The following is a 20,767-nucleotide window of genomic DNA, read 5'->3' as shown; positions in this document are numbered from 1 at the left end:
TGTCTTGGGTGCTGCAGTGCCTGGATCGCGAGCAAGCTTTGCTCCCACAAAGCTCCCCACAGGAGTTTCGGATTGCCAGGCACCTATTGCAGGTGCCTGGCTTACAGCATTTAGCCGATGGTCATCAGGCTGGCGTTACCACCCGCCGCGGCGGTATTGACGCTCAGCGCGCGTTCGATAACCAAGCGCTCCAAGGCAATATTGGTTTCGCCCTGGGACAACCCGTGCACACCGACGATGGCGCCGGCGCGCTTGGCTACTTGCTGGCAAACGCCGCGCAGTTGGTCCGAATCGCCATGGTGCAGGACCGCATCGAACACCACGTCGTCCTTGGTCCAGTCGGCCACCCGGTGGATGCGCGCCTGGATATCCTTCGGCAAACGTGTGAATACAGCCTTGCTGGTGTCGGTTTCCGGCCACACGGCCGAGCCGCCCACGGCCAGTACGGCCGCCAGTTGCGTCAGCAGGTCGCCTTCCACGTCGGCCAGGCACAACACGTGCTCGCGCGGCAGGATGGCGTAGCTGTTGCGTTCGCCGGTCGGGCCGGTCAGCTGGCGGGTAATACCGCTTTGCGACTGCGCCGCGAACTGCACGCACAGGGCGCTCAGTTCGGCGAGCTTCTGGCTGTCGGCCCAGGCTTGCAGCGCCGCCAGCGGTTTGCCCATGGCCTCGCGCAAACGCAGGTCCGGTGCCGCCAAAGCGTCGCCACGGACGAAGGATTGCTGGATTGCATCGGTAGGACGGGTCGACAGCAGGCGGTACAGGTACAGCGGACCGCCGGCCTTTGGACCGGTGCCCGACAGGCCTTCGCCACCAAACGGCTGTACGCCGACCACGGCACCGACAATGTTGCGGTTCACGTAGACGTTACCCGCATGCACATTGTCGATGACCTTGGCGATGGTCTCGTCGATGCGCGTGTGCACGCCCAGGGTCAGGCCGTAGCCGGAAGCGTTGATCTGGTTGATCAACTGATCCAGTTCCTTGCGCTTGTAGCGAACCACGTGCAGCACCGGGCCGAAGATCTCGCGCTGCAGTTCATCGAAGCTTTCCAGTTCGATCAAAGTTGGCATCACGAAGGTGCCGCGCTTGCACTCGTCACTGTCGGCGATTGCCATCTGGTACACGGAGCGACCCTTGTCGCGCATGGCCTGGATGTGTTTCTCGATGCCAGCCTTGGCTTCGGCGTCGATCACCGGGCCGATGTCCACGGACAGGCGCTCAGGATTACCGAGGCGCGATTCGGCCATGGCGCCCTTGAGCATTTCGATGACGCGGTCGGCGGAATCTTCCTGCAAGCACAGGACCCGCAGGGCCGAGCAACGCTGGCCGGCACTGTCGAAGGCCGACGACACCACATCGATGACCACTTGTTCGGTCAGCGCCGAGGAGTCGACGATCATCGCGTTCTGGCCGCCGGTTTCGGCGATCAGCGGGATCGGGCGGCCCTGGTTGTCCAGGCGACCGGCGATGTTGCGTTGCAGCAGGCGGGCGACTTCGGTGGAACCGGTGAACATCACGCCTTTGACCCGCTCGTCACCCACCAGGCGGGCGCCGACGGTTTCGCCGCGACCCGGCAGCAGTTGCAGGACGCCTTCCGGAATGCCGGCTTCGAGCATCAGGCGCACCGCTTGGGCAGCCACCAGTGGCGTCTGCTCGGCAGGCTTGGCCAGGACCGGGTTGCCGGCGGCCAGTGCAGCGGCGACCTGGCCGCTGAAAATCGCCAGCGGGAAGTTCCACGGGCTGATGCAGACCACCGGGCCCAATGGGCGGTGGGCGTCGTTGGTGAAATCGTTGCGCGCCTGCACGGCGTAGTAGCGCAGGAAGTCCACGGCTTCACGCACTTCGGCAATGGCGTTGGCGAAGGTCTTGCCGGCTTCGCGGGCCAGCAGGCCCATCAGCGGCTGGATCTCGCCTTCCATCAGGTCAGCGGCGCGCTCGAGGATCGCAGCGCGCTCGGCCGGTGGCGTGGCCTGCCAGATCGGTGCGGCGTTGAGGGCGCACTGGATCGCGTTGTCGACGTCGGCGACCGTGGCTTCCTGCACATGGCCGACCACATCGCGGTGATCGGACGGGTTGAGCACCGCTGTCGGAGTTTCTTCGCTGGCGGCGCAACCGAGCATCGGCACGGCTTTCCAGTCGTTATGGGCAGTGGCCAGCAGGGCGCAGGACAGCGACGCCAGGCGATGTTCGTTGGCCAGGTCGATGCCGCTGGAGTTGGCGCGGTCGCTGCCGTACAGGTCGCGCGGCAGAGGGATGCGCGGGTGCGGCAGGCCGAAACCGCCTTCCAGGGTTGCCATCTGCTCGATGCTGGCCACTGGATCGGCCACCAGTTCCTGAATCGAGATGGACTGGTCGGCGATGCGGTTGACGAACGAAGTATTCGCGCCGTTTTCCAGCAAGCGACGTACGAGGTAGGCCAGCAGTGTTTCGTGGGTGCCGACCGGGGCGTACACACGGCACGGACGGTTCAGCTTGCCTTCGGAGACCTTGCCTACAACTTGTTCGTACAGCGGTTCACCCATGCCGTGCAGGCACTGGAATTCGTATTGACCTGGGTAATAGTTCTGACCGGCAATGTGATAAATGGCCGACAGTGTATGGGCGTTGTGCGTAGCGAACTGCGGGTAGATGACTTCCGGCACCGACAGCAGCTTGCGCGCGCAAGCGATGTAGGACACGTCGGTGTACACCTTGCGGGTGTAGACCGGATAGCCTTCCAGGCCTTCGACCTGGGCGCGCTTGATCTCGCTGTCCCAGTACGCGCCTTTTACCAGGCGAATCATCAAGCGGTGGCGGCTGCGGCGGGCCAGGTCGATGACGTAGTCGATCACGTATGGGCAACGCTTCTGGTAGGCCTGGATCACGAAGCCGATGCCGTTCCAGCCGGTCAGTTGCGGCTCGAAGCACAGGCGTTCCAGCAGATCCAGGGACAATTCGAGGCGGTCGGCTTCTTCGGCGTCGATGTTCAGGCCGATGTCATATTGCTTGGCCAGCAGGGTCAGCGACAGCAGGCGCGGGTACAGCTCGTCCATGACGCGCTCGTACTGGGCGCGACTGTAGCGCGGGTGCAGGGCCGAGAGCTTGATGGAAATGCCCGGGCCTTCATAAATCCCACGGCCATGGGACGCTTTGCCGATCGAGTGGATGGCTTGTTCGTACGAGGCCAGGTACTTCTGGGCGTCATGTTCGGTGAGCGCGGCTTCACCCAGCATGTCGTAGGAATAACGGAAACCCTTGGATTCGAACTTGCTGGCGTTGGCCAGGGCCTCGGCGATGGTTTCGCCAGTGACGAACTGTTCGCCCATCAGGCGCATGGCCATGTCGACGCCCTTGCGGATCATCGGCTCGCCGCTCTTGCCGATGATGCGGCTCAGGGAGGAGGTCAGGCCTGCTTCATTGTGGGTGGCGACCAGCTTGCCGGTCAGCAACAGGCCCCAGGTGGCGGCATTGACGAACAGCGACGGGCTGTTGCCCAGGTGTGGGTGCCAGTTGCCGGTGCTGATCTTGTCGCGGATCAGGGCATCGCGGGTACCTTTGTCCGGGATGCGCAGCAGCGCCTCGGCCAGGCACATCAGCGCCACGCCTTCCTGGGACGACAGGGAGAATTCCTGCAGCAAGCCCTGAACGATGCCGGCACGACCGCCAGCACTTTTCTGGTTACGCAGTTTTTCCGCAATCGACGCCGCCAGCTTATTGGTGGCGTCGGCCATTTCGGCCGGCAGGCGGGCCTGCTCGATCAGCATCGGCACCACTTCCGGCTCAGGGCGACGGTAAGCGGCGGTGATAGAGGCGCGCAGGACCGATTGCGGCAGGATGCTCTCGGCAAATTCGAGGAAGCATTGGTGAGCGTGGTCGACCTGCACGTCGCCAGCATCCTCGCTGTCGGTACGAGGGGAACCGTTCAGCTCGGTCAGGGTTGCACCACCCTCGAGTTTTTCCAGGTAATTGAAAATTGCCTGCTTGATCAGCCAGTGTGGCGTGCGATCAATCGAGGTTGCGGCCGCCTTCAGGCGTTCGCGGGTCGGGTCGTCGAGTTTGACCCCAAGGGTGGTGGTAGCCATATTTTTATCCTCATGTTTACCACGTATGGCGTGGCATCAGCTGGCGGCAAGATTAGCTGCGCGCTGATTGAGGTGCAACCGGGTGCAACCCTTTTTTTCTCGAAATGACAGGCAGCTCATCTGGAAGTAAACGCGGCTCCGTCATTCCCGCACTGTCTTAGTGCTTTGGCTTCTAGGGAAGGGGCAAGGACTGCACTAAAAGGGAGCAAAAAAAGCCAATTTTGCGATAAAACCGATCAGGTGCAACTTATTCGAGCGAAACTGGTTGCACCTTATTTGATTTGTTGAATAGCATTCGCGGCCAAGGTGCAACCGGCTCCAAGCCGAGGGGCATCGGCTGATGGCTTTCCTGGGGAAACATCAGTCATAAAATCGCGGATCTGCAAATCGTTGCTACAACTTCATCGTTGTCGACGCTTTCAACTGCCACCGCACCATAAAAACAAAGCCAGGGCGTAACTCATGAGTGTTAGTAATCCAACCTTGATCACTTTCGTGATCTACATCGCAGCCATGGTCCTGATCGGTCTGATGGCTTATCGCTCCACCAATAACCTTTCCGATTACATCCTGGGCGGTCGCAGCCTGGGCAGCGTGGTCACGGCACTGTCCGCCGGTGCTTCCGACATGAGCGGCTGGTTGTTGATGGGTTTGCCGGGTGCCATTTATATGTCTGGCCTGTCGGAAAGCTGGATCGCCATCGGCCTGGTCATCGGTGCCTACCTGAACTGGCTGTTCGTGGCCGGTCGCCTGCGCGTGCAGACCGAGCACAACGGTGACGCCCTGACGCTGCCGGATTACTTCTCCAGCCGTTTCGAAGACAAGAGCGGCCTGCTGCGGATCATCTCCGCGGTGGTGATCCTGGTGTTCTTCACCATCTACTGCGCTTCCGGCATTGTGGCCGGCGCCCGTCTGTTTGAAAGCACCTTCGGCATGTCCTACGAGACCGCGCTGTGGGCCGGTGCCGCGGCGACCATCGCCTACACCTTCATTGGTGGTTTCCTGGCGGTGAGCTGGACCGACACCGTACAAGCCACCCTGATGATCTTCGCGCTGATCCTCACGCCGATCATCGTGCTGCTGGCCACCGGCGGCGTGGACACCACGTTCCTGGCGATCGAAGCGAAAGATCCTACGTCCTTCGACATGCTGAAGAACACCACCTTCATCGGCATCATCTCGCTGATGGGCTGGGGCCTGGGCTACTTCGGCCAACCGCACATCCTGGCGCGCTTCATGGCCGCGGATTCGGTCAAGTCGATCGCCAAGGCGCGTCGTATCTCCATGGCCTGGATGATCCTCTGCCTGGGCGGCACCGTGGCCGTGGGCTTCTTCGGTATCGCTTACTTCTCGGCGCACCCTGAAGTGGCCGGTCCCGTGACCGAGAACCCTGAGCGCGTGTTCATCGAGCTGGCGAAGATCCTGTTCAACCCGTGGGTGGCTGGTGTGTTGCTGTCGGCCATCCTGGCGGCGGTGATGAGTACCCTGAGCTGCCAGTTGCTGGTGTGCTCCAGCTCCCTGACCGAAGACTTCTACAAGACCTTCCTGCGCAAGAGCGCTTCGCAGCTGGAACTGGTCTGGGTCGGTCGCACCATGGTGCTGCTGGTGGCCTTGGTCGCCATTGCCTTGGCCGCCAACCCGGAAAACCGCGTACTGGGTCTGGTGAGCTACGCCTGGGCCGGTTTCGGTGCCGCCTTCGGCCCGGTTGTGTTGATCTCGGTGATCTGGAAAGACATGACCCGCAACGGTGCGCTGGCCGGTATCCTGGTGGGTGCGATTACCGTGATCGTCTGGAAGCACTTCGAGCTGCTGGGTCTGTACGAAATCATCCCGGGCTTCATTTTCGCCAGCCTGGCTATCTACTTCGTCAGCAAGATGGGCTCGCCTACCGCCGGTATGGTGCAGCGCTTCGAAGCGGCTGAGAAAGATTTTCGCCTGAACCAGTAATGCCCCCAGCGCGGCCTCGAGCCCGCTGATGATCCAATGTGGCGAGGGAGCTTGCTCCCGCTTGAGTGCGAAGCGCTCACAAGAAAGGGGCTGCTACGCAGCCCAGCGGGAGCAAGCTCCCTCGCCACGGATCATTATCCCTTCATCTCGGCATCAGGCTGGTTGAGAAAGATCAACACGCCCAGGATCGCCATGTAGAACCTGAACGCAGCGTCCTGGCCGTTCCAGATTTCTGATTGCCACATCAGGAACCATTCGCCGCCGACCACCATGAAACCAAAGAACCAGACGAAGAAACCCACCGTCAGGCCGGCAATGGTCCATCCCTTGGCGCGGGCGAACACCAAGGCCTCGGCCCGACGTGCCTGCCACAGTTTCACTGCTCCGTAGCCCAAAAGCCCCGCCGTCAGCGCTTCGCCGAAGATGATCAGCCAATAGGCAGCGTGCCACATCCAGGCTTGATTGATGGCGCGATAGCGGGCGGCATTGTCGGGAAAGTTGGTGTCCATGCTCAGTACATGCTGGACGAAGTTGAAGTTGGAGCGGTAGTCCGTGACGTTATTGAACACGGTCAGGAAGGCGAATGCAGCGAGCGCCAGGGTCATTGCGATTTTTGCGTAGCGGGTCGTCATGCCATGCGTCCTTTGCTTTTTTGCGACCGAGGCACGTTATCACGTCCACTGTTGGCCAGAGATCAAGCACGCTGCAAGAAACCGCCGATTCGTTTGTAGGACGGTTGCGGTTGGTCGCGATGCTTCGAGTGTCTATCGGAAAATGCATCACGCTTTGCAGCTTTTAGCTTCTTGGATGTAGGGCAAATCTGTTTTTTTGCGCCTCTAATACACGTCCCTGATGCTCGTGCAGAATCATCCGCCTCCAATCAGCAGAGGCACATCGGATGTTCCCGCCTGCCAACCTACCGCGATTCACGCTGACGCTCGACAGCGGGCCGAACGAACTCAAGGTGCTTGAGTTCAAGGGCAAGGAATCCATCAGCCAGCCCTATCGCTTTGACGTGGAACTGGTCAGCGAGCGCGCCGACCTGGTTCTTGAAGAATTTCTGCATCGCCAGGCTTTCCTGGGGTTCGATGGCCGGGAAGGTGGCAAACACGGTCAGGTCTATAGCGTCGCCCAAGGCGACTCGGGCAAGCGCCTGACTCGCTACCAGGTCAGCCTGGTGCCGCGCCTGGCCTACTTGCGCCATCGCATCAACCAGCGGATCTTCCAGCACCTGAGCGTGCCCGCTATCGTTGCCCAAGTCTTGAAGGATCACGGGATCCTGGCGGATGCCTACGAATTCATCCTCGCAGGGCGATACCCCGAGCGTGAATACTGTGTGCAGTACGGTGAAAGCGACCTGACGTTCATTGAGCGGATCTGCGCTGAGGTCGGTATCCACTACCATTTTCGCCACCGCCCTGACGGTCACCTGCTGGTGTTCGGTGACGACCAGACCGGGTTTGCGCGCCTACCCGAATCGACCCTGTACCTGTCCGACAGCGGCATGGCTGCCGACGCGCCGGCCATCAAGCGCTTGGCGGTGCGACTTCAGACCCATACCACGGCCGTGACGCTGCGCGACTACGACTTCCGCAAGCCCGGCGTGGCGTTGCAAGCCGATCTCGACAAGCGGCAACGTCCTGTTCTCGAGGACTATCGCTACCCCGGTGGGTTCTGCGACCGTGACGATGGCAAGCATCTGACCCGCCGCGCCCTTGAGCGTCACGGCGCCGATCATCGCGTGGCACAGGGCGACAGCGATGACAACGCCTTCGTCAGTGGTCATTTCATGCGCATCAAGGACCATCCGCGGGAACAGTGGAACGATCTGTGGCTCCTGACCCATATCGACCATCATGGCCGTCAACCTCAGGTGCTGGAAGAAACAGCCTCCTCCAGTGCGGATGAATTCCAGGGTTATAGGAATACCTTTCTCGCCACGCCATGGGACGTGTTCTTTCGGCCGCCCTTGCAGCACGAAAAGCCCCATGCCCACGGCTATCAATCAGCGGTGGTGACCGGGCCGGAGGGCAGCGAGATCCATTGCGATGAATTCGGACGGGTCAAGGTGCAACTGGTCTGGGATCGTCACGGCCAGCGCGATGAACATTCCAGTTGCTGGCTGCGCGTGGCCACGGGATGGGCCCATGATCACTATGGCGCAGTGATGATTCCACGGGTCGGCATGGAAGTGCTGGTGGGGTTCATCGATGGCGATGTGGACAAGCCATTGGTGGTCGGGTGCCTGCCTAATGGCGCCAACCCGGTGCCGCTGGACCTGCCGGCGGACAAGACCCGCAGCATCTGGCGCAGCCAGAGCAGCCCTGGCGGGGAAGGCTATAACGAACTGCGCATCGAGGACCGCAAGGGGGCCGAGGAGATCTACCTGCGGGCCCAGCGAAACTGGACCCAGCATGTGCTGCACGACCAGCGGGTGCAGGTCGATCACGAGCGGAGCATCGTTGTCACCGGCACGGCGCGGCACGAGCTCAAGGCCGATGAGCAGCGCGTTACCCACGGTCGGCGCCAGGCTGAAGTCCGCCAGGATGATCATTTGCTGGTCAGTGGCGAGCGGCATATTCGTGTGACCAGCCAGGTCTTGAACGCGGGCCAGCAGTTTCACGTCAGTGCCGGCCAGCAAGTGGTCTTGGAAGGTGGCGCCAGTGTGACCCTCCAGGCTGGCGGCCATTGGCTCAACATCGGTGCCGGTGGGATTTTCAGCAGTGTGCCAATTGAGGTCGGTGGGGCGCCAATGGCGGTGATGGGCGCGGCAACAGATTCGCTGGGCAGCGCGGGGAAGCAAGTCCCAGCGGTGGCCCCTCGGCTTTCCCAAGCGCAAATCCTCAGCTTCCAAGGCTCGGCACCGTTCTGTGAGGAGTGTGAACGATGCAAGAGCGGCTTCTGCGCCTCTGCCTTCCATCGATCTGGCCGCGTCCAGGAGCGCCCATGAACAGCGGTCAAACACCCCGCGCCTGGCTTGAGCGCCATCCGTTGCAGGCGTCCGAGCAGCTTTTTGCCCTATTCAGCAACGCCAGCAGCGCCGGGGCGTTATCGGCCTGGCGACGCTCGATTGACGCGACCCCCACGCCGATCTGGGCCGACACGCCGTATGCCGGGTGGGAAGCGGTCATGCCTTATGTGGGGCTTGTTCGTGCAGACAGTGAATTCCTTGATTGGATAGCGGCCACCGACTCACTCGATTGGGGGTGGCTGGCGGTGTCGCGTGCCGACCAGGAAGACCTTGCCGAGCATTTGCGTGGGCTCACCCAGGTGTTGCTGCCAGGTGGCAAGGCGGTTTTCCTGCGTTTTTGGGATGGGCGTTTCATGGGGCCGATCCTGGAATCGACGGCGGTGGACGCCGGGCAGCTCTTGCCGGTGATCAATCGTTGCCTGATCAACGGTCGATCCCATGAGTTCGTGGGAGATGCCCAGCGGCCGGCCCGGATTTTTCCTTGGTGGGAAGTACCGGTGGCGCTGCTGGAAGCCATGGCCGAGGCGCCGACGGAGTGTCTGGTGGACAACTTGCTCACATGGCTGGGCGAAGCGCATCCGTCTCTGTGTGAGCGGGTCGACCAGCGCATCCTGCGGTGCAAGATTGCCCACTTTCTTGAACGATCGAAGCCGCTTGCCGCACCAAAGGCGGCCTTGCAGGCGTACTTGCTGCGGGAGCTGGGTTGATCGTGGCGCGTCCGCCGGGCTGCCAACCCCTGACGTTCGGCGTGCTTCAAGGTAAACTCATCGCCCTTCGCAGGAGCCGCCATGAATTATCGCCACGCCTTCCACGCCGGCAATCACGCCGACGTGTTCAAACACCTGACCTTGACCCGCCTCATCGCGCTGATGTCGCGCAAGGAACAGCCCTTCGCCTACCTCGATACCCATGCGGGCATCGGGCTGTATGACTTGCAGGGCGACCAGGCCAACCGTACCGGTGAGTACCTGGAAGGCATCGCGCGGTTGTGGGGCGAGGGCGACCTGCCGCCGCTGACCGCCGATTACATGAAGGTGCTGCACGAGATGAACCCGGACGGGCAACTGCGCTACTACCCGGGCTCGCCGGAACTGGCCCGGCGCCTGACCCGGCCTCAGGATCGTGTGCTGCTCAACGAGAAACACCCGGAAGACGGCGTGTTGCTCAAGGACAACATGAAAGGCGACCGTCGCGTGGCGGTGCACCTGGGTGAAGGCTGGCATGTGCCGCGGGCGTTGCTGCCGGTGGCGGAAAAGCGTGCGCTGATGCTGATCGATCCACCCTTCGAGCAGCTCGACGAAATGCAGCGCTGCGCCGCCTCGCTCAAGGAGGCGATTGGCCGGATGCGCCAGACGGTAGCGGCGATCTGGTATCCGGTGAAGGATCAGCGGATGCTGCGTCGCTTCTACCAGGACCTGGCCGGCACGGGCGCGCCGAAACTGCTGCGGGTGGAGCTGCTGGTGCACCCGCTGGCAACCCCCAACAGCCTGAACGGCTCCGGCCTGGCGATTGCCAATCCGCCGTGGGGGCTGGAAGAAGAGTTGCGTGAGCTGCTGCCGTGGCTGTCGAAAAAGCTCGGGCAGACCCAAGGTGGGTGGCAGATGGATTGGTTGATCGCTGAGAGCTGATGGTTTGATGGCGTCTGGAAGGGCGCCTTCGCGAGCAAGCCCGCTCCCACATGGCTTTTGGGGTGTACCCCCTTATCGTGCCCGCCCCGGGGCCCCTGTGGGAGCCGAGCTTGCTCGCGATGGCATCGCCTGGGTCTACCAGCTACACCGAGGTGTTTGCATCGCGGGCAAGCCTTGCTCCCACAGGCTCAGCTCCCACATTGGCCCTGGTGTGCATGCAACATTTGGATATGCCGCTGGACCTGTGGGAGCGAGCCTGCTCGCGAAGCTTGTAGTCAGATCGGGCAGGTCACGCCGGTGCCGCCGATCCCGCAATAGCCTTCTGGGTTCTTCGCCAGGTATTGCTGGTGATAGGCTTCGGCGAAATAGAACGTCGGCGCTTCTTCGATTTCGGTGGTGATGGTGCCTTTGCCGGCCTTGGTCAGCTCAGCCTGGAAGACTTGCTCGCTGTGTCTGGCCGCCGCCAGTTGGTCCGGGTTGGTGGCATAGATCACCGAACGGTACTGGGTGCCGATGTCGTTCCCCTGGCGCATGCCCTGGGTCGGGTTGTGCAGTTCCCAAAACATCTTCAGCAGCTCTTCGTAGCTGACTTTCGCCGGCTCGTAGACCACCAGGACTACTTCACTGTGGCCGGTAAGGCCCGAGCAGACCTCTTCATACGTCGGGTTCGGCGTGAAGCCGCCGGCATAACCCACCGCGGTACTGACCACGCCTTCGCGCTGCCAGAACTTGCGCTCTGCGCCCCAGAAGCAACCGAGGCCGAAGATGGCGAAGTCCACGTCCATGGCAAACGGGCCCAGCAGGGGCGCGTCGTGGACGAAGTGTTTTTCCGGCACGGTCATCGGGGTTTCACGGCCAGGCAGGGCTTGTTCTTGAGTAGGAAGCACGTTTTTATTCACCAGGATTTCCGAGCGCAAGAGGATTGGGGCAGCGGCAAGCTGCAAGCTGCAAGCTGCAAGTGGTGAGAGTGTGCCACCGTTTGCTTGAAGCTTGAAGCTTGAAGCTTGAAGCTTGAAGCTTGAAGCTTGCCGCTTGCCGCTAGCGGCAAGGATATCGCTTGAGCTTTTCGATCAGCTCTGCGCCGGGGATTGGCCGGTCGAACAGGTAGCCTTGGCCGACGTCACAACGGTGGCGCCGCAGGAATGCCAGTTGCTGGGAGGTTTCGATGCCTTCGGCCACCACCTTGAGCTTCAGGTTGTGGGCCATGGCGATCACCGCCGAGGTGATTTCCATGTCGTCCTGGTTGTCCGGGATCTCATGAATGAAGCTGCGATCGATCTTGATGATGTCGATCGGGAATTTCTTCAGGTAGCTGAGGGACGAATAACCGGTGCCGAAGTCGTCCATGGCCAGGGTCAGGCCCAGGCGCTTGAGCTGGTCGAGCTGCAAGTGGGTGTCTTCGGTGGCTTCCAGCAGCAGGCCTTCGGTGAGCTCCAGTTCCAGCAGCCGCGCCGGCAGTTGCTCCTCCTTGAGGATGCTGGCGATGGAGGCGACCAGGTCCGGGTCGGAGAACTGCTTGGGTGATAAGTTGATCGCCACTTGCAGGTTACCCAGGCCGGCGGCGGTCAGCTGTTTGCTCATGCGGCAGGCCTGGCGGGCGATCCATTTGCCAATGGGGATGATCAGGCCGGTTTCTTCAGCCACGCTGATGAACTGGTCCGGGCGGATCATGCCCTTTTCCGGATGGTTCCAGCGCAGCAGCGCTTCCATGCCCAGCAGGCGACCGCTGCGCAGGCACAGCTTGGGTTGGTAGAACACGTCCAGTTCGTTCTGGGTCAAGGCGCGGCGCAGGTTGTTTTCCACGAACAGCTTGTAGCTGGCCTCGGCATTCAGCGCCTCGGTGAACACTTGGACCTGGTGTTTGCCGTTGGCCTTGGCCTTGTGCAGGGCCAGGCCGGCGTTGCGCATCAGCGTCTGCGGGTCGCGGCCGTGCAGCGGCGCACAGGCCAGACCCACGGAGCCGGTCACGCTGATCAACTGGTTGTCGACGAACATCGGTTTATCGAGGGTCATCAGCAACTGGCTGGCGATCTGCTGCCCGGCCTCCAGGTCGGTGTCGTCCAGCAGCACGGCGAATTCGTTACTGGCGAAGCGCGCGAGGCTGCCACTGGGACTCAGGCTGTTGCGCAGGCGCCGAGCCAGGCTGATCAACAGTTTGTCGCCGGTCTGGTGGCCGAGGCTGTCGTTGATGCGCTTGAAATTGTCGATGTCCACCAGCAGCAGGCTGATGGGCGAGTCGCTGTCCCGGGCGAAGCGTTCATCGAGGTTGCGGATGAACGCCGGGCGGTTGCCCAGGTTGGTCAGGTTGTCGGTGTAGGCCAGGCGCTCGATGCGCTGCTGGGCCAGCTTGGTCTGGGTGATGTCTTCGTAGATGCCGATGTAGTGGGTCAACTCGCGGTTGTCGCCGTACACCTTGGATATCGACAACTGGCCCCAGTAGGGCTCCAGGTTCTTGCGCCGGCTCTTGAACTCGCCCTGCCAACTGTTGCTCTGGGCCAGCGCCGAGGGCGCATCGAACAGCAGTTCGCTGAGGTTTTCCAAGGCTGGCAGTTCCGAGAGGCGCTGGCCGTGGACTTCCTCGGTGGTGTACTGGGTGATCGCGGTGAAGCTTGGGTTGACGTACTCCACCACGCCGTCGCAATTGACCAGCAGGAACGCGTTGGCGCTCTGCTCCACCGCGCGCTGGAAAAGGTGCAGGGCGCTGGTGGCGGTGCGTCGGTTGTGGTTGTTGATGACTTGGGCGAACTGGTCCGCCAACTCGCCGGCAAAGGCGATCTCATCCGACTGCCAGGCGCGGGTGGCGCCGACTTGCTCCAGGCACAGCACGCCCACCACTTGGCCGTCGATACGCACGCTGGCGTCGAGAATGGCATTGACGTCACGGGCGCGCAGGTTCCCGGCCATTTCCCGGGTGCGCGGGTCACGCATCGCATTGTGGGCGTCGATGGCGCGACAGGTCTGCAGCGCCTCCATGTAGTCGGGAAACTCGTTGGCGTCGATCACCGCGGGCAGGAAATATGCCTGGGATGCGCGGTTATAGGCGGAAATCGGCACCAGCTTGCCATCGTCCAGGTTCCAGATGCTGGCGCAGTCGATCTGATAGATGTCGCAGGCGCTGCGGGTGATGAGTTCGGCCGCTTCGAGCAGGGAATTATTGGCGCTGTAGCGTTGGCGGGTCAGCAGCAGGATCAGGTCCTGTTGGGCACGTACGCGGTCCAGATGCTGGAGCTGCTCTTGCTGGGCGCGCTGGTTCAGTTCCAGGGCAATCTGTAGGCGCGAGTTCTGGGTTTCCAGGTCCAGGTCCGGCATGGAGGGTTCGCTTTGCAGCAAATTGTCCACCACGAGCAGGTAGCCGCGCAGCAGGTGGCGATTGTGCTGTTTATAGGCTTCGCCCGTCTCCAGCACATTCATCGGCCCTTTGGCGGTATGGAGCGTGTAGCGAATCTGGTAGTGGGCGGCCTGGGCCAGTTGTTGCTGGATGGCGTCGTGCAGTTGATAGCGCGCTTCGGGTTCCATCAGGCTGGCGTAGGGCGAACTGACCAGCGAGCACAGCTCTACCGCCGGCAGGCCGAAGTGTCGCTCGCAGTTGGGGTCGAGGAACAACAGCGCCCAGCTAGCTTCATTCAGCCGTTCGAAACGCAGCATACCGAGCCGCGCGGGCACCGGTAACTGCGTCACTACCTCGGCCGCCATACGGCTGGCGGCATCGGGTTGGCTTTTCATGGGGAAACTCGCTTCGAAAATGCTGATCGCGCCGGGCTGACGCCCTCGTTATTACGGATTGGCGCAAGGTTGCATCATTGCGGCACTGGCTGACAAGAGACATGAAGGCCAAGTGCTATAAACCTTATATCGGCCGACAACGGGATTTCTCCAGTCGCCGGCCGATCAGAGGGCATGGAAGTTCATCGCAGCGGGATATCGACCGTCTGCAAGGGCCTGCCGTCACGGTCGTGGAAGGTGACTTGGAGGCTCTGCGCCGTGACCTGCAGGCGGGCGAAGTTGTCCTGGCTCACCACTTCGCTGGTCAGTTCATAGCGGTACTCACCATTGTCCGTGCGGGCCATGGGCCTGTGAAAAATAAAATCCGCGGCTTTTGCAAAAGGCAGCAGTTTGCTGTTGTAGAACGGCGAGGAAACGACGGTGTTGACCTCGAAATCAGGATCCTCGCTGTGATGCAGCCGGCTGGTCATGGAGCCGTGGACGTCACCCGAAATGAACACTACGTTTTTGATCCGCTGGCGACGGATGCTGTCCAGCAGTCGCAGCCGTTGTGCCGCAAACGCCTGCCAGGCATCGCCGTCATTGCGCTTGCGGTCAGGGAAAAACATCACGCTGGTGACGATGAGCTTGACCCGGGCGGGGCTGTTGACGAGCCATTCGAGCAGGGCCTGTTCCTGTTTCTCGTCGAGGATGCGCCGGTCGTCCGCCGACAGGTTGCGTTGCGTCCGGCTGTCGGTGACGAACCAATGGATATCTCCATGGGCAAAGGTGTACCAGTAGCGGGTCAGCGTCTTGTTCAATGTTCCGTCGCTCGACAGTTCATGGCCGGGCCCGTGGCTGGCCTGGTAAAGCCGATAAGCGCTCATGGCATTGGCATACAGGACGTCGTCCTGGCCGGTTCTCCTGGCGGGCCAGTTGTCTTCGATTTCATGGTCGTCGAGGATCATGTAGGTCGGGGTGCCAGACAGCAATTTTCTGATATGCGGTTGGGAAAATACCGTTCGATATCTGAAGAGAATGTGCTTATAGCTTCGGTCCGGGCCGATGACATTCAAGTCATCGAGATAAACCTGGTCTCCGGTCATCAAGACCGCGCTGATCGGCGGGTCGGCCTGTTCGACGAGGCGATTGATGCCGGCAAAGGTGCGATCCCCAAGGCTGGGGAGCAGCGGGGTGCTGGCGGCGATCCGCAAGTAGCGACATGAGCCCACGATGTAAGCCCGCGGCGCATCGGTTTTATCGGTCGGCGTGCGCAAGCGATAGGTGTTCCTGGGCCATTGCAGGGGCAGTTCCTGAATGGTTTCCACGGTATGGGTCGGGCTCAGGGGGCTGAACCAGCCGGCCTGGTATTCGTAGGTGGTGTCGGGTTGGAGACCTTTCAGCACGATGACATCGGACATGTCTCGGTAGGCCTTCAGTAGGACAAAGTGCCCTTTCGACCAGCCTGTATCGCCTCGGCGCCGATGGCGGATACCGGCGAATACCCGATTGTTGCCGTGATCGCCCCGCAGGAATATCCGGGCATGGTCCGTGGTCGTGTGCCCGACAATCGGGCCGACAGTAGGTTTGAACATATTCGAATCCATTCGAAGTTTTGATGGGGCACGCATCAAGGTGCCTTGGCGGTTCGATGCTAAAGCTCGGCGGGTGATAAATATTGATAGGGAAGGGGGCGCGGGTTGTGGGTAATGACTACAGGGGAGGTAGTCATTTAAAACCTGAGCGGTAGGAAATTACCGCGTCGCCTGACCTGCCGCCATCGCGAGCAGGCTCGCTCCCACAGGGGGGGGGTGGTTGGTTTCAAGTTAAGATGCAGCGCCACAAATCCATTGTGGGAGCGAGCCTGGTGGGAGCAAAGCTTGCTCGCGATCCAGGCACAGCAGCACTCAAGAGACCGCGGTGTTTTCATCGCGGGCAAGCCTTGCTCCCACCAAGCCCGCTCCCACAGGTCTGAATTCCAGGCAAAAAAAGCCCCGCCAAACGGACGGGGTTGAGGTACGAGCGTGGCGCTCGGAAAACGGTGAGCCGAATGGCCCTCCCAAGGGAGGGCCGCCCGGTGTTACAGCAGGATGGTGCGGATGTCGCCCAGCAAGTCGCTCAAGCGCTTGGTGAAGCGTGCAGCGGCGGCGCCGTTGATCACACGGTGATCGTAGGACAGCGACAGTGGCAGCATCAGCTTCGGCTGGAAGGCTTTACCGTCCCAGACCGGCTGGATGGTGGCCTTGGAAACACCCAGGATCGCCACTTCCGGCGCGTTGACGATCGGCGTGAAGCCGGTGCCGCCAATGTGGCCCAGGCTGGAGATGGTGAAGCAGGCGCCCTGCATGTCGTCGGCGGTGAGCTTCTTGTTCCGGGCTTTTTCGGCCAGGGCAGCGGCTTCGCCAGCCAGTTGCAGCAGGCTCTTCTGGTCGACGTTGCGGATGACCGGTACCAGCAGGCCTTCCGGGGTGTCGACGGCAAAGCCGATGTGCACGTATTTCTTGCGGATCACAGCCTTGCCGCTTGGGGCCAGGGAGGCGTTGAAGTCCGGCAGTTCCTTGAGCAGGTGTGCACAGGCCTTGAGCAGCAGTGGCAGCACGGTCAGCTTCACGCCGGCCTTCTCCGCCACGGCTTTCTGCGCGACGCGGAAAGCTTCCAGCTCGGTGATATCGGCCTGGTCGAACTGAGTCACGTGGGGAATGTTCAGCCAGCTGCGGTGCAGGCTCGACGCGCCGATCTGCATCAGGCGAGTCATGGCCACTTCTTCGGTTTCGCCGAAGCGGCTGAAATCCACCGCCGGGATCGGCGGGATGCCCGCGCCGCCGGTGGCGCCTTCAGCCGGTGCGTTCTTGGCCTTTTGCATCATGGCCTTGACGTAGGCTTGCACGTCTTCCTTGAGCACGCGACCGTGAGGGCCGCTCGGGCCCACGGCGGACAGCTCGACACCGAATTCACGGGCCAGCTGACGCACCGCAGGGCCAGCGTGCACCTTGGCACCGCTAGGCGCAGGCGCGGCGACCGGGGCTGGAGCAGCCTCGGCTTTGGCCGCAGGCGCGGCGGCGGGTGCTGGAGCGGCTTCAGCCTTGGCGGCTGGCGCAGCGGCCGGGGCAGGCGCGGCAGGTGCCGAGGCGCCGGCTACTTTCAGCTTCAGGATCAGGTCACCGGTGCCGACTTCGTCATCCAGCTTGACCTCGACGCTTTCCACCACACCGGCGGCCGGCGATGGGATTTCCATGCTGGCCTTGTCGGATTCCAGGGTGATCAGCGACTGGTCGGCTTCGACGGTGTCGCCAGCCTTGACCAACACTTCGATGATCTTGGCCTTGCCCGACGAACCGATGTCCGGGACATGAATGTCCTGGACGCTGGCAGCGGCAGGCGCAGCAGCGGGCGCGGGAGCCGCTTCGGCAGCCGGTGCGGCGGCAGGCTTTTCAGCCGCTGCCGGGGCAGCCGCAGGGGCAGCCGCTTCAGGCGCCGCAGCGGCGCCCTCGACTTCCAGCTCCAGCAGTTCGTCGCCTTCCTTCAGGCGGTCGCCCAGCTTCACTTTCAGGCTCTTGATGACACCGGCCTTCGGCGCAGGCACTTCCATGCTGGCCTTGTCCGATTCAAGCGTCAGGATGCTCTGGTCGGCTTCGATACGGTCGCCGACCTTCACAAACAGTTCAATTACTTCACCTTCACCGCTGCCGATGTCAGGTACGCGAATGAGTTCGCTCACGAAAATTCTCCTCAGCAGTCCAGTGGGTTGCGTTTTTCCGGATCGATGCCGAACTTGGCGATGGCTTCGGCCACCACTTTAGGTTCGATATCGCCACGGTCAGCCAGGGCTTCCAGGGCTGCCAACACAACGAACTTACGGTCGACTTCGAAGAAGTGACGCAGCTTCTTGCGGCTGTCGCTACGGCCGAAACCGTCGGTGCCCAGCACTTTGAATTCCTTGGATGGAACCCACTGGCGAATCTGCTCGGCGAACAGCTTCATGTAGTCGGTAGAGGCGATGACCGGACCTTTGCGGCCGTTCAGGCACTCTTCGACGTAGCTCAGCTTTGGCTTCTGGCCAGGGTGCAGGCGGTTGCTGCGCTCTACGGCCAGGCCATCGCGACGCAGTTCGTTGAAGCTGGTGACGCTCCAGACGTCGGCGCCGACGTTGAACTCTTCACGCAGGATCTTCGCCGCTTCACGCACTTCGCGCAGGATGGTGCCCGAGCCCATCAGCTGGACGTGGTGCGCCGCTTCGCGGGTGTCTTCCTCGAGCAGGTACATGCCCTTGACGATGCCTGCCTCGACACCGGCCGGCATGGCTGGCTGCTGGTAGGACTCGTTCATCACGGTGATGTAGTAGAAGACGTCCTGTTGCTCTTCGGTCATCTTCTTCATGCCGTCCTGGATGATCACCGCCAGCTCGTAGCCGTAGGTCGGATCATAGGTGCGGCAGTTCGGGATGGTCCCGGCCAGCATGTGGCTGTGGCCGTCTTCGTGCTGCAGGCCTTCACCGTTCAGCGTGGTGCGGCCGGCGGTACCGCCGATCAGGAAGCCACGGGTACGGCTGTCGCCAGCGGCCCAGGCCAGGTCACCGATACGCTGGAAGCCGAACATCGAGTAGAAGATGTAGAACGGCAACATCGGCTGGTTGTGGCTGGAGTACGAAGTACCGGCGGCAATGAAGGAGCTCATGGCGCCCGCTTCGTTGATGCCTTCCTCGAGGATCTGGCCCTTCTTGTCTTCGCGGTAGAACATCACCTGGTCTTTATCGACTGGCTCGTAGAGCTGGCCAACGGACGAGTAGATGCCCAACTGGCGGAACATGCCTTCCATACCGAAGGTACGGGCTTCGTCCGGGATGATCGGGACGATGCGCTGGCCGATTTCCTTGTCCTTGACCAGTTGCGCGAGGATCCGCACGAAGGCCATGGTGGTGGAGATTTCACGGTCGCCCGAGCCGTCCAGGATTGCCTTGAGGGTTTCCAGTGGCGGAGTCGGGATGCTGAAGCTCTTGGCGCGACGCTGGGGCACGAAACCGCCCAGTGCGGCACGGCGCTCGGCCAGGTAACGGGCTTCGGCGCTGCCTTCTTCGGGCTTGAAGAACGGCAGGTTTTCCAGCTCGCTGTCCTTGACCGGAATGTCGAAGCGGTCGCGGAACAACTTCAGGCTGTCGACATCGACTTTCTTGGTGTTGTGCGCGGTGTTCTTCGCTTCGCCGGCACCGGTGCCATAACCCTTGATGGTCTTGGCCAGGATGACGGTCGGCTGTTCTTTGTGGTTGACCGCCTGGTGGTACGCCGCGTAGACCTTGTACGGGTCGTGGCCGCCACGGTTGAGCTTCCAGATCTCGTCGTCGGACAGATCGGCGACCATGGCCTTGAGTTCAGGCGAGTTGAAGAAGTGCTCACGGACGAACGCGCCGTCCTTGGCCTTGTAGTTCTGGTATTCGCCGTCGATGACTTCGTCCATGCGACGTTGCAGGATACCGTCGACGTCCTTGGCCAGCAGCGGGTCCCAGAAACGGCCCCAGATGACTTTATTGACGTTCCACTGGGCACCACGGAACACGCCTTCGAGTTCCTGGATGATCTTGGCGTTGCCGCGAACCGGGCCGTCGAGGCGCTGCAGGTTGCAGTTGATGACGAAGATCAGGTTGTCCAGCTTCTCGCGGCCGGCCAGGGAGATCGCGCCCAGGGATTCCGGCTCGTCGCACTCGCCGTCGCCCATGAAGCACCAGACTTTCTGCTTGCCTGGCTGGATGAAGCCACGGGCTTCCAGGTACTTCATGAAGCGTGCCTGGTAGATCGCCTGGATCGGGCCCAGGCCCATGGAAACGGTCGGGAACTGCCAGAAGTCCGGCATCAGCCAAGGGTGCGGGTACGAGGACAGGCCGTTGCCGTCCACTTCCTGGCGGAAGTTGTTCATCTGGTCTTCGGTAATGCGGCCTTCCATGAACGCACGGGCGTAGACGCCTGGCGATGCGTGACCCTGGAAGTAGATCAGGTCGCCGCCGTGTTCGTCGGTCGGGGCCTGGAAGAAGTAGTTGAAGCCGATGTCATACAGCGTCGCGCTGGAGGCGAAGCTGGAGATGTGACCGCCCAGGTCAGAATCTTTCAGGTTGGTACGCATGACCATGGCCAACGCGTTCCAGCGTACCAGCGAGCGAATGCGGCGTTCCATGAACAGGTCGCCAGGCATGCGTGCTTCGTGGGTAACGGGGATCGTGTTGCGGTACGGCGTGGTGATGGCGTAGGGCAGTTGCGAACCGCTGCGGGTTGCGAGTTCGCCCATACGGGTCATCAGATAATGAGCACGGTCTTCGCCTTCTTTGTCGAGAACCGATTCCAGGGCGTCCAGCCATTCCTGGGTTTCGACGGGATCGAGGTCTTGCATGGCTTGCTCCAGGGCGGAAAGGCTACCAGAATCGGTTGCCTGAGTTTGCGACTGGCCTTGTGGGCAGACGATATAAATTC

11 protein-coding genes are annotated in these 20,767 nt (G+C 61.7%); 4 read left to right on the top strand and 7 right to left on the bottom strand.

The genetic code is table 11. The annotated features are described in order from the left end of the window. Positions 1 to 110: 110 nt before the first annotated feature. On the bottom strand, positions 111 to 4,064 hold the full coding sequence (gene putA / locus J3361_RS04610) for a trifunctional transcriptional regulator/proline dehydrogenase/L-glutamate gamma-semialdehyde dehydrogenase (RefSeq protein ID WP_207962871.1): 3,954 nt from the start codon (positions 4,062 to 4,064) through the stop codon (positions 111 to 113). Positions 4,065 to 4,526: 462 nt separating this feature from the next. Between putA and putP the strand changes: the two genes are divergently transcribed. Continuing rightward, positions 4,527 to 6,011 carry a sodium/proline symporter PutP gene (putP, locus tag J3361_RS04605; protein ID WP_207962865.1) on the top strand — a complete coding sequence of 495 codons (1,485 nt, stop codon included), beginning with the start codon at positions 4,527 to 4,529 and terminating at the stop codon, positions 6,009 to 6,011. Positions 6,012 to 6,145: 134 nt separating this feature from the next. Here the strand turns inward: putP and J3361_RS04600 are convergent, their stop codons facing one another. Beyond that, positions 6,146 to 6,643 (bottom strand): DUF2165 domain-containing protein, encoded by a 498-nt coding sequence (locus J3361_RS04600; protein ID WP_207962864.1) that lies wholly within the window; start codon positions 6,641 to 6,643, stop codon positions 6,146 to 6,148. A gap of 266 nt (positions 6,644 to 6,909) precedes the next feature. Here J3361_RS04600 and J3361_RS04595 point away from each other — a divergent pair, with 266 nt between their 5' ends. The 3 genes from J3361_RS04595 (at position 6,910) to rlmJ (ending at position 10,610) form a co-directional block, all read left to right on the top strand. Beyond that, on the top strand, positions 6,910 to 8,961 hold the full coding sequence (locus J3361_RS04595) for a type VI secretion system tip protein VgrG (RefSeq protein ID WP_207962863.1): 2,052 nt from the start codon (positions 6,910 to 6,912) through the stop codon (positions 8,959 to 8,961). Further along, a complete protein-coding gene (locus tag J3361_RS04590; protein ID WP_207962862.1) occupies positions 8,958 to 9,689 on the top strand; it encodes a DUF4123 domain-containing protein in 732 nt (243 codons plus the stop codon). Before J3361_RS04595 ends, J3361_RS04590 begins: the two co-directional genes overlap by 4 nt. 81 nt (positions 9,690 to 9,770) lie before the next feature. Continuing rightward, positions 9,771 to 10,610, top strand: coding sequence for a 23S rRNA (adenine(2030)-N(6))-methyltransferase RlmJ (gene rlmJ, locus J3361_RS04585; protein ID WP_060739482.1), 840 nt, complete (start codon positions 9,771 to 9,773; stop codon positions 10,608 to 10,610). A 275-nt stretch (positions 10,611 to 10,885) separates the two neighbouring features. On the opposite strand, the gene msrA is transcribed toward rlmJ, so the two are convergent. From msrA to aceE, 5 genes are all read right to left on the bottom strand, one after another. Beyond that, positions 10,886 to 11,533 carry a peptide-methionine (S)-S-oxide reductase MsrA gene (gene msrA, locus J3361_RS04580; RefSeq protein ID WP_207963173.1) on the bottom strand — a complete coding sequence of 216 codons (648 nt, stop codon included), beginning with the start codon at positions 11,531 to 11,533 and terminating at the stop codon, positions 10,886 to 10,888. 115 nt (positions 11,534 to 11,648) lie between these two features. Further along, positions 11,649 to 14,333, bottom strand: coding sequence for a GGDEF and EAL domain-containing protein (locus J3361_RS04575; RefSeq protein WP_207962861.1), 2,685 nt, complete (start codon positions 14,331 to 14,333; stop codon positions 11,649 to 11,651). Between the two features lie 182 nt (positions 14,334 to 14,515). Beyond that, the gene (locus tag J3361_RS04570; RefSeq protein WP_207962858.1) at positions 14,516 to 15,907 is read right to left on the bottom strand and encodes an alkaline phosphatase D family protein; all 1,392 of its coding nucleotides are present in this window, start codon (positions 15,905 to 15,907) and stop codon (positions 14,516 to 14,518) included. 485 nt (positions 15,908 to 16,392) lie between these two features. Further along, on the bottom strand, positions 16,393 to 18,030 hold the full coding sequence (aceF, locus tag J3361_RS04565) for a dihydrolipoyllysine-residue acetyltransferase (RefSeq protein WP_207962857.1): 1,638 nt from the start codon (positions 18,028 to 18,030) through the stop codon (positions 16,393 to 16,395). Positions 18,031 to 18,041: 11 nt separating this feature from the next. Next, entirely contained in the window at positions 18,042 to 20,687 is a 2,646-nt protein-coding gene (gene aceE, locus J3361_RS04560; RefSeq protein ID WP_053117793.1) for a pyruvate dehydrogenase (acetyl-transferring), homodimeric type, read from the bottom strand. Positions 20,688 to 20,767 lie beyond the last annotated feature (80 nt).

This window comes from Pseudomonas sp. OA65 (assembly GCF_017498305.1).
GTDB classification, from domain to species: domain Bacteria; phylum Pseudomonadota; class Gammaproteobacteria; order Pseudomonadales; family Pseudomonadaceae; genus Aquipseudomonas; species Aquipseudomonas zanjanensis.
This window is presented reverse-complemented; position numbering and strand designations above follow the sequence as displayed.

Bases quoted from the DNA above. Each gene is read 5' to 3' on its own strand.
- putP (WP_207962865.1), top strand. From the start codon at position 4,527: ATGAGTGTTAGTAATCCAACCTTGATCACTTTCGTGATCTACATCGCA.
- rlmJ (WP_060739482.1), top strand. From the start codon at position 9,771: ATGAATTATCGCCACGCCTTCCACGCCGGCAATCACGCCGACGTGTTC.
- J3361_RS04575 (WP_207962861.1), bottom strand. From the start codon at position 14,333: ATGAAAAGCCAACCCGATGCCGCCAGCCGTATGGCGGCCGAGGTAGTG.
- aceE (WP_053117793.1), bottom strand. From the start codon at position 20,687: ATGCAAGACCTCGATCCCGTCGAAACCCAGGAATGGCTGGACGCCCTG.
- putA (WP_207962871.1), bottom strand. From the start codon at position 4,064: ATGGCTACCACCACCCTTGGGGTCAAACTCGACGACCCGACCCGCGAA.
- J3361_RS04570 (WP_207962858.1), bottom strand. From the start codon at position 15,907: ATGTTCAAACCTACTGTCGGCCCGATTGTCGGGCACACGACCACGGAC.
- J3361_RS04590 (WP_207962862.1), top strand. From the start codon at position 8,958: ATGAACAGCGGTCAAACACCCCGCGCCTGGCTTGAGCGCCATCCGTTG.
- J3361_RS04595 (WP_207962863.1), top strand. From the start codon at position 6,910: ATGTTCCCGCCTGCCAACCTACCGCGATTCACGCTGACGCTCGACAGC.
- J3361_RS04600 (WP_207962864.1), bottom strand. From the start codon at position 6,643: ATGACGACCCGCTACGCAAAAATCGCAATGACCCTGGCGCTCGCTGCA.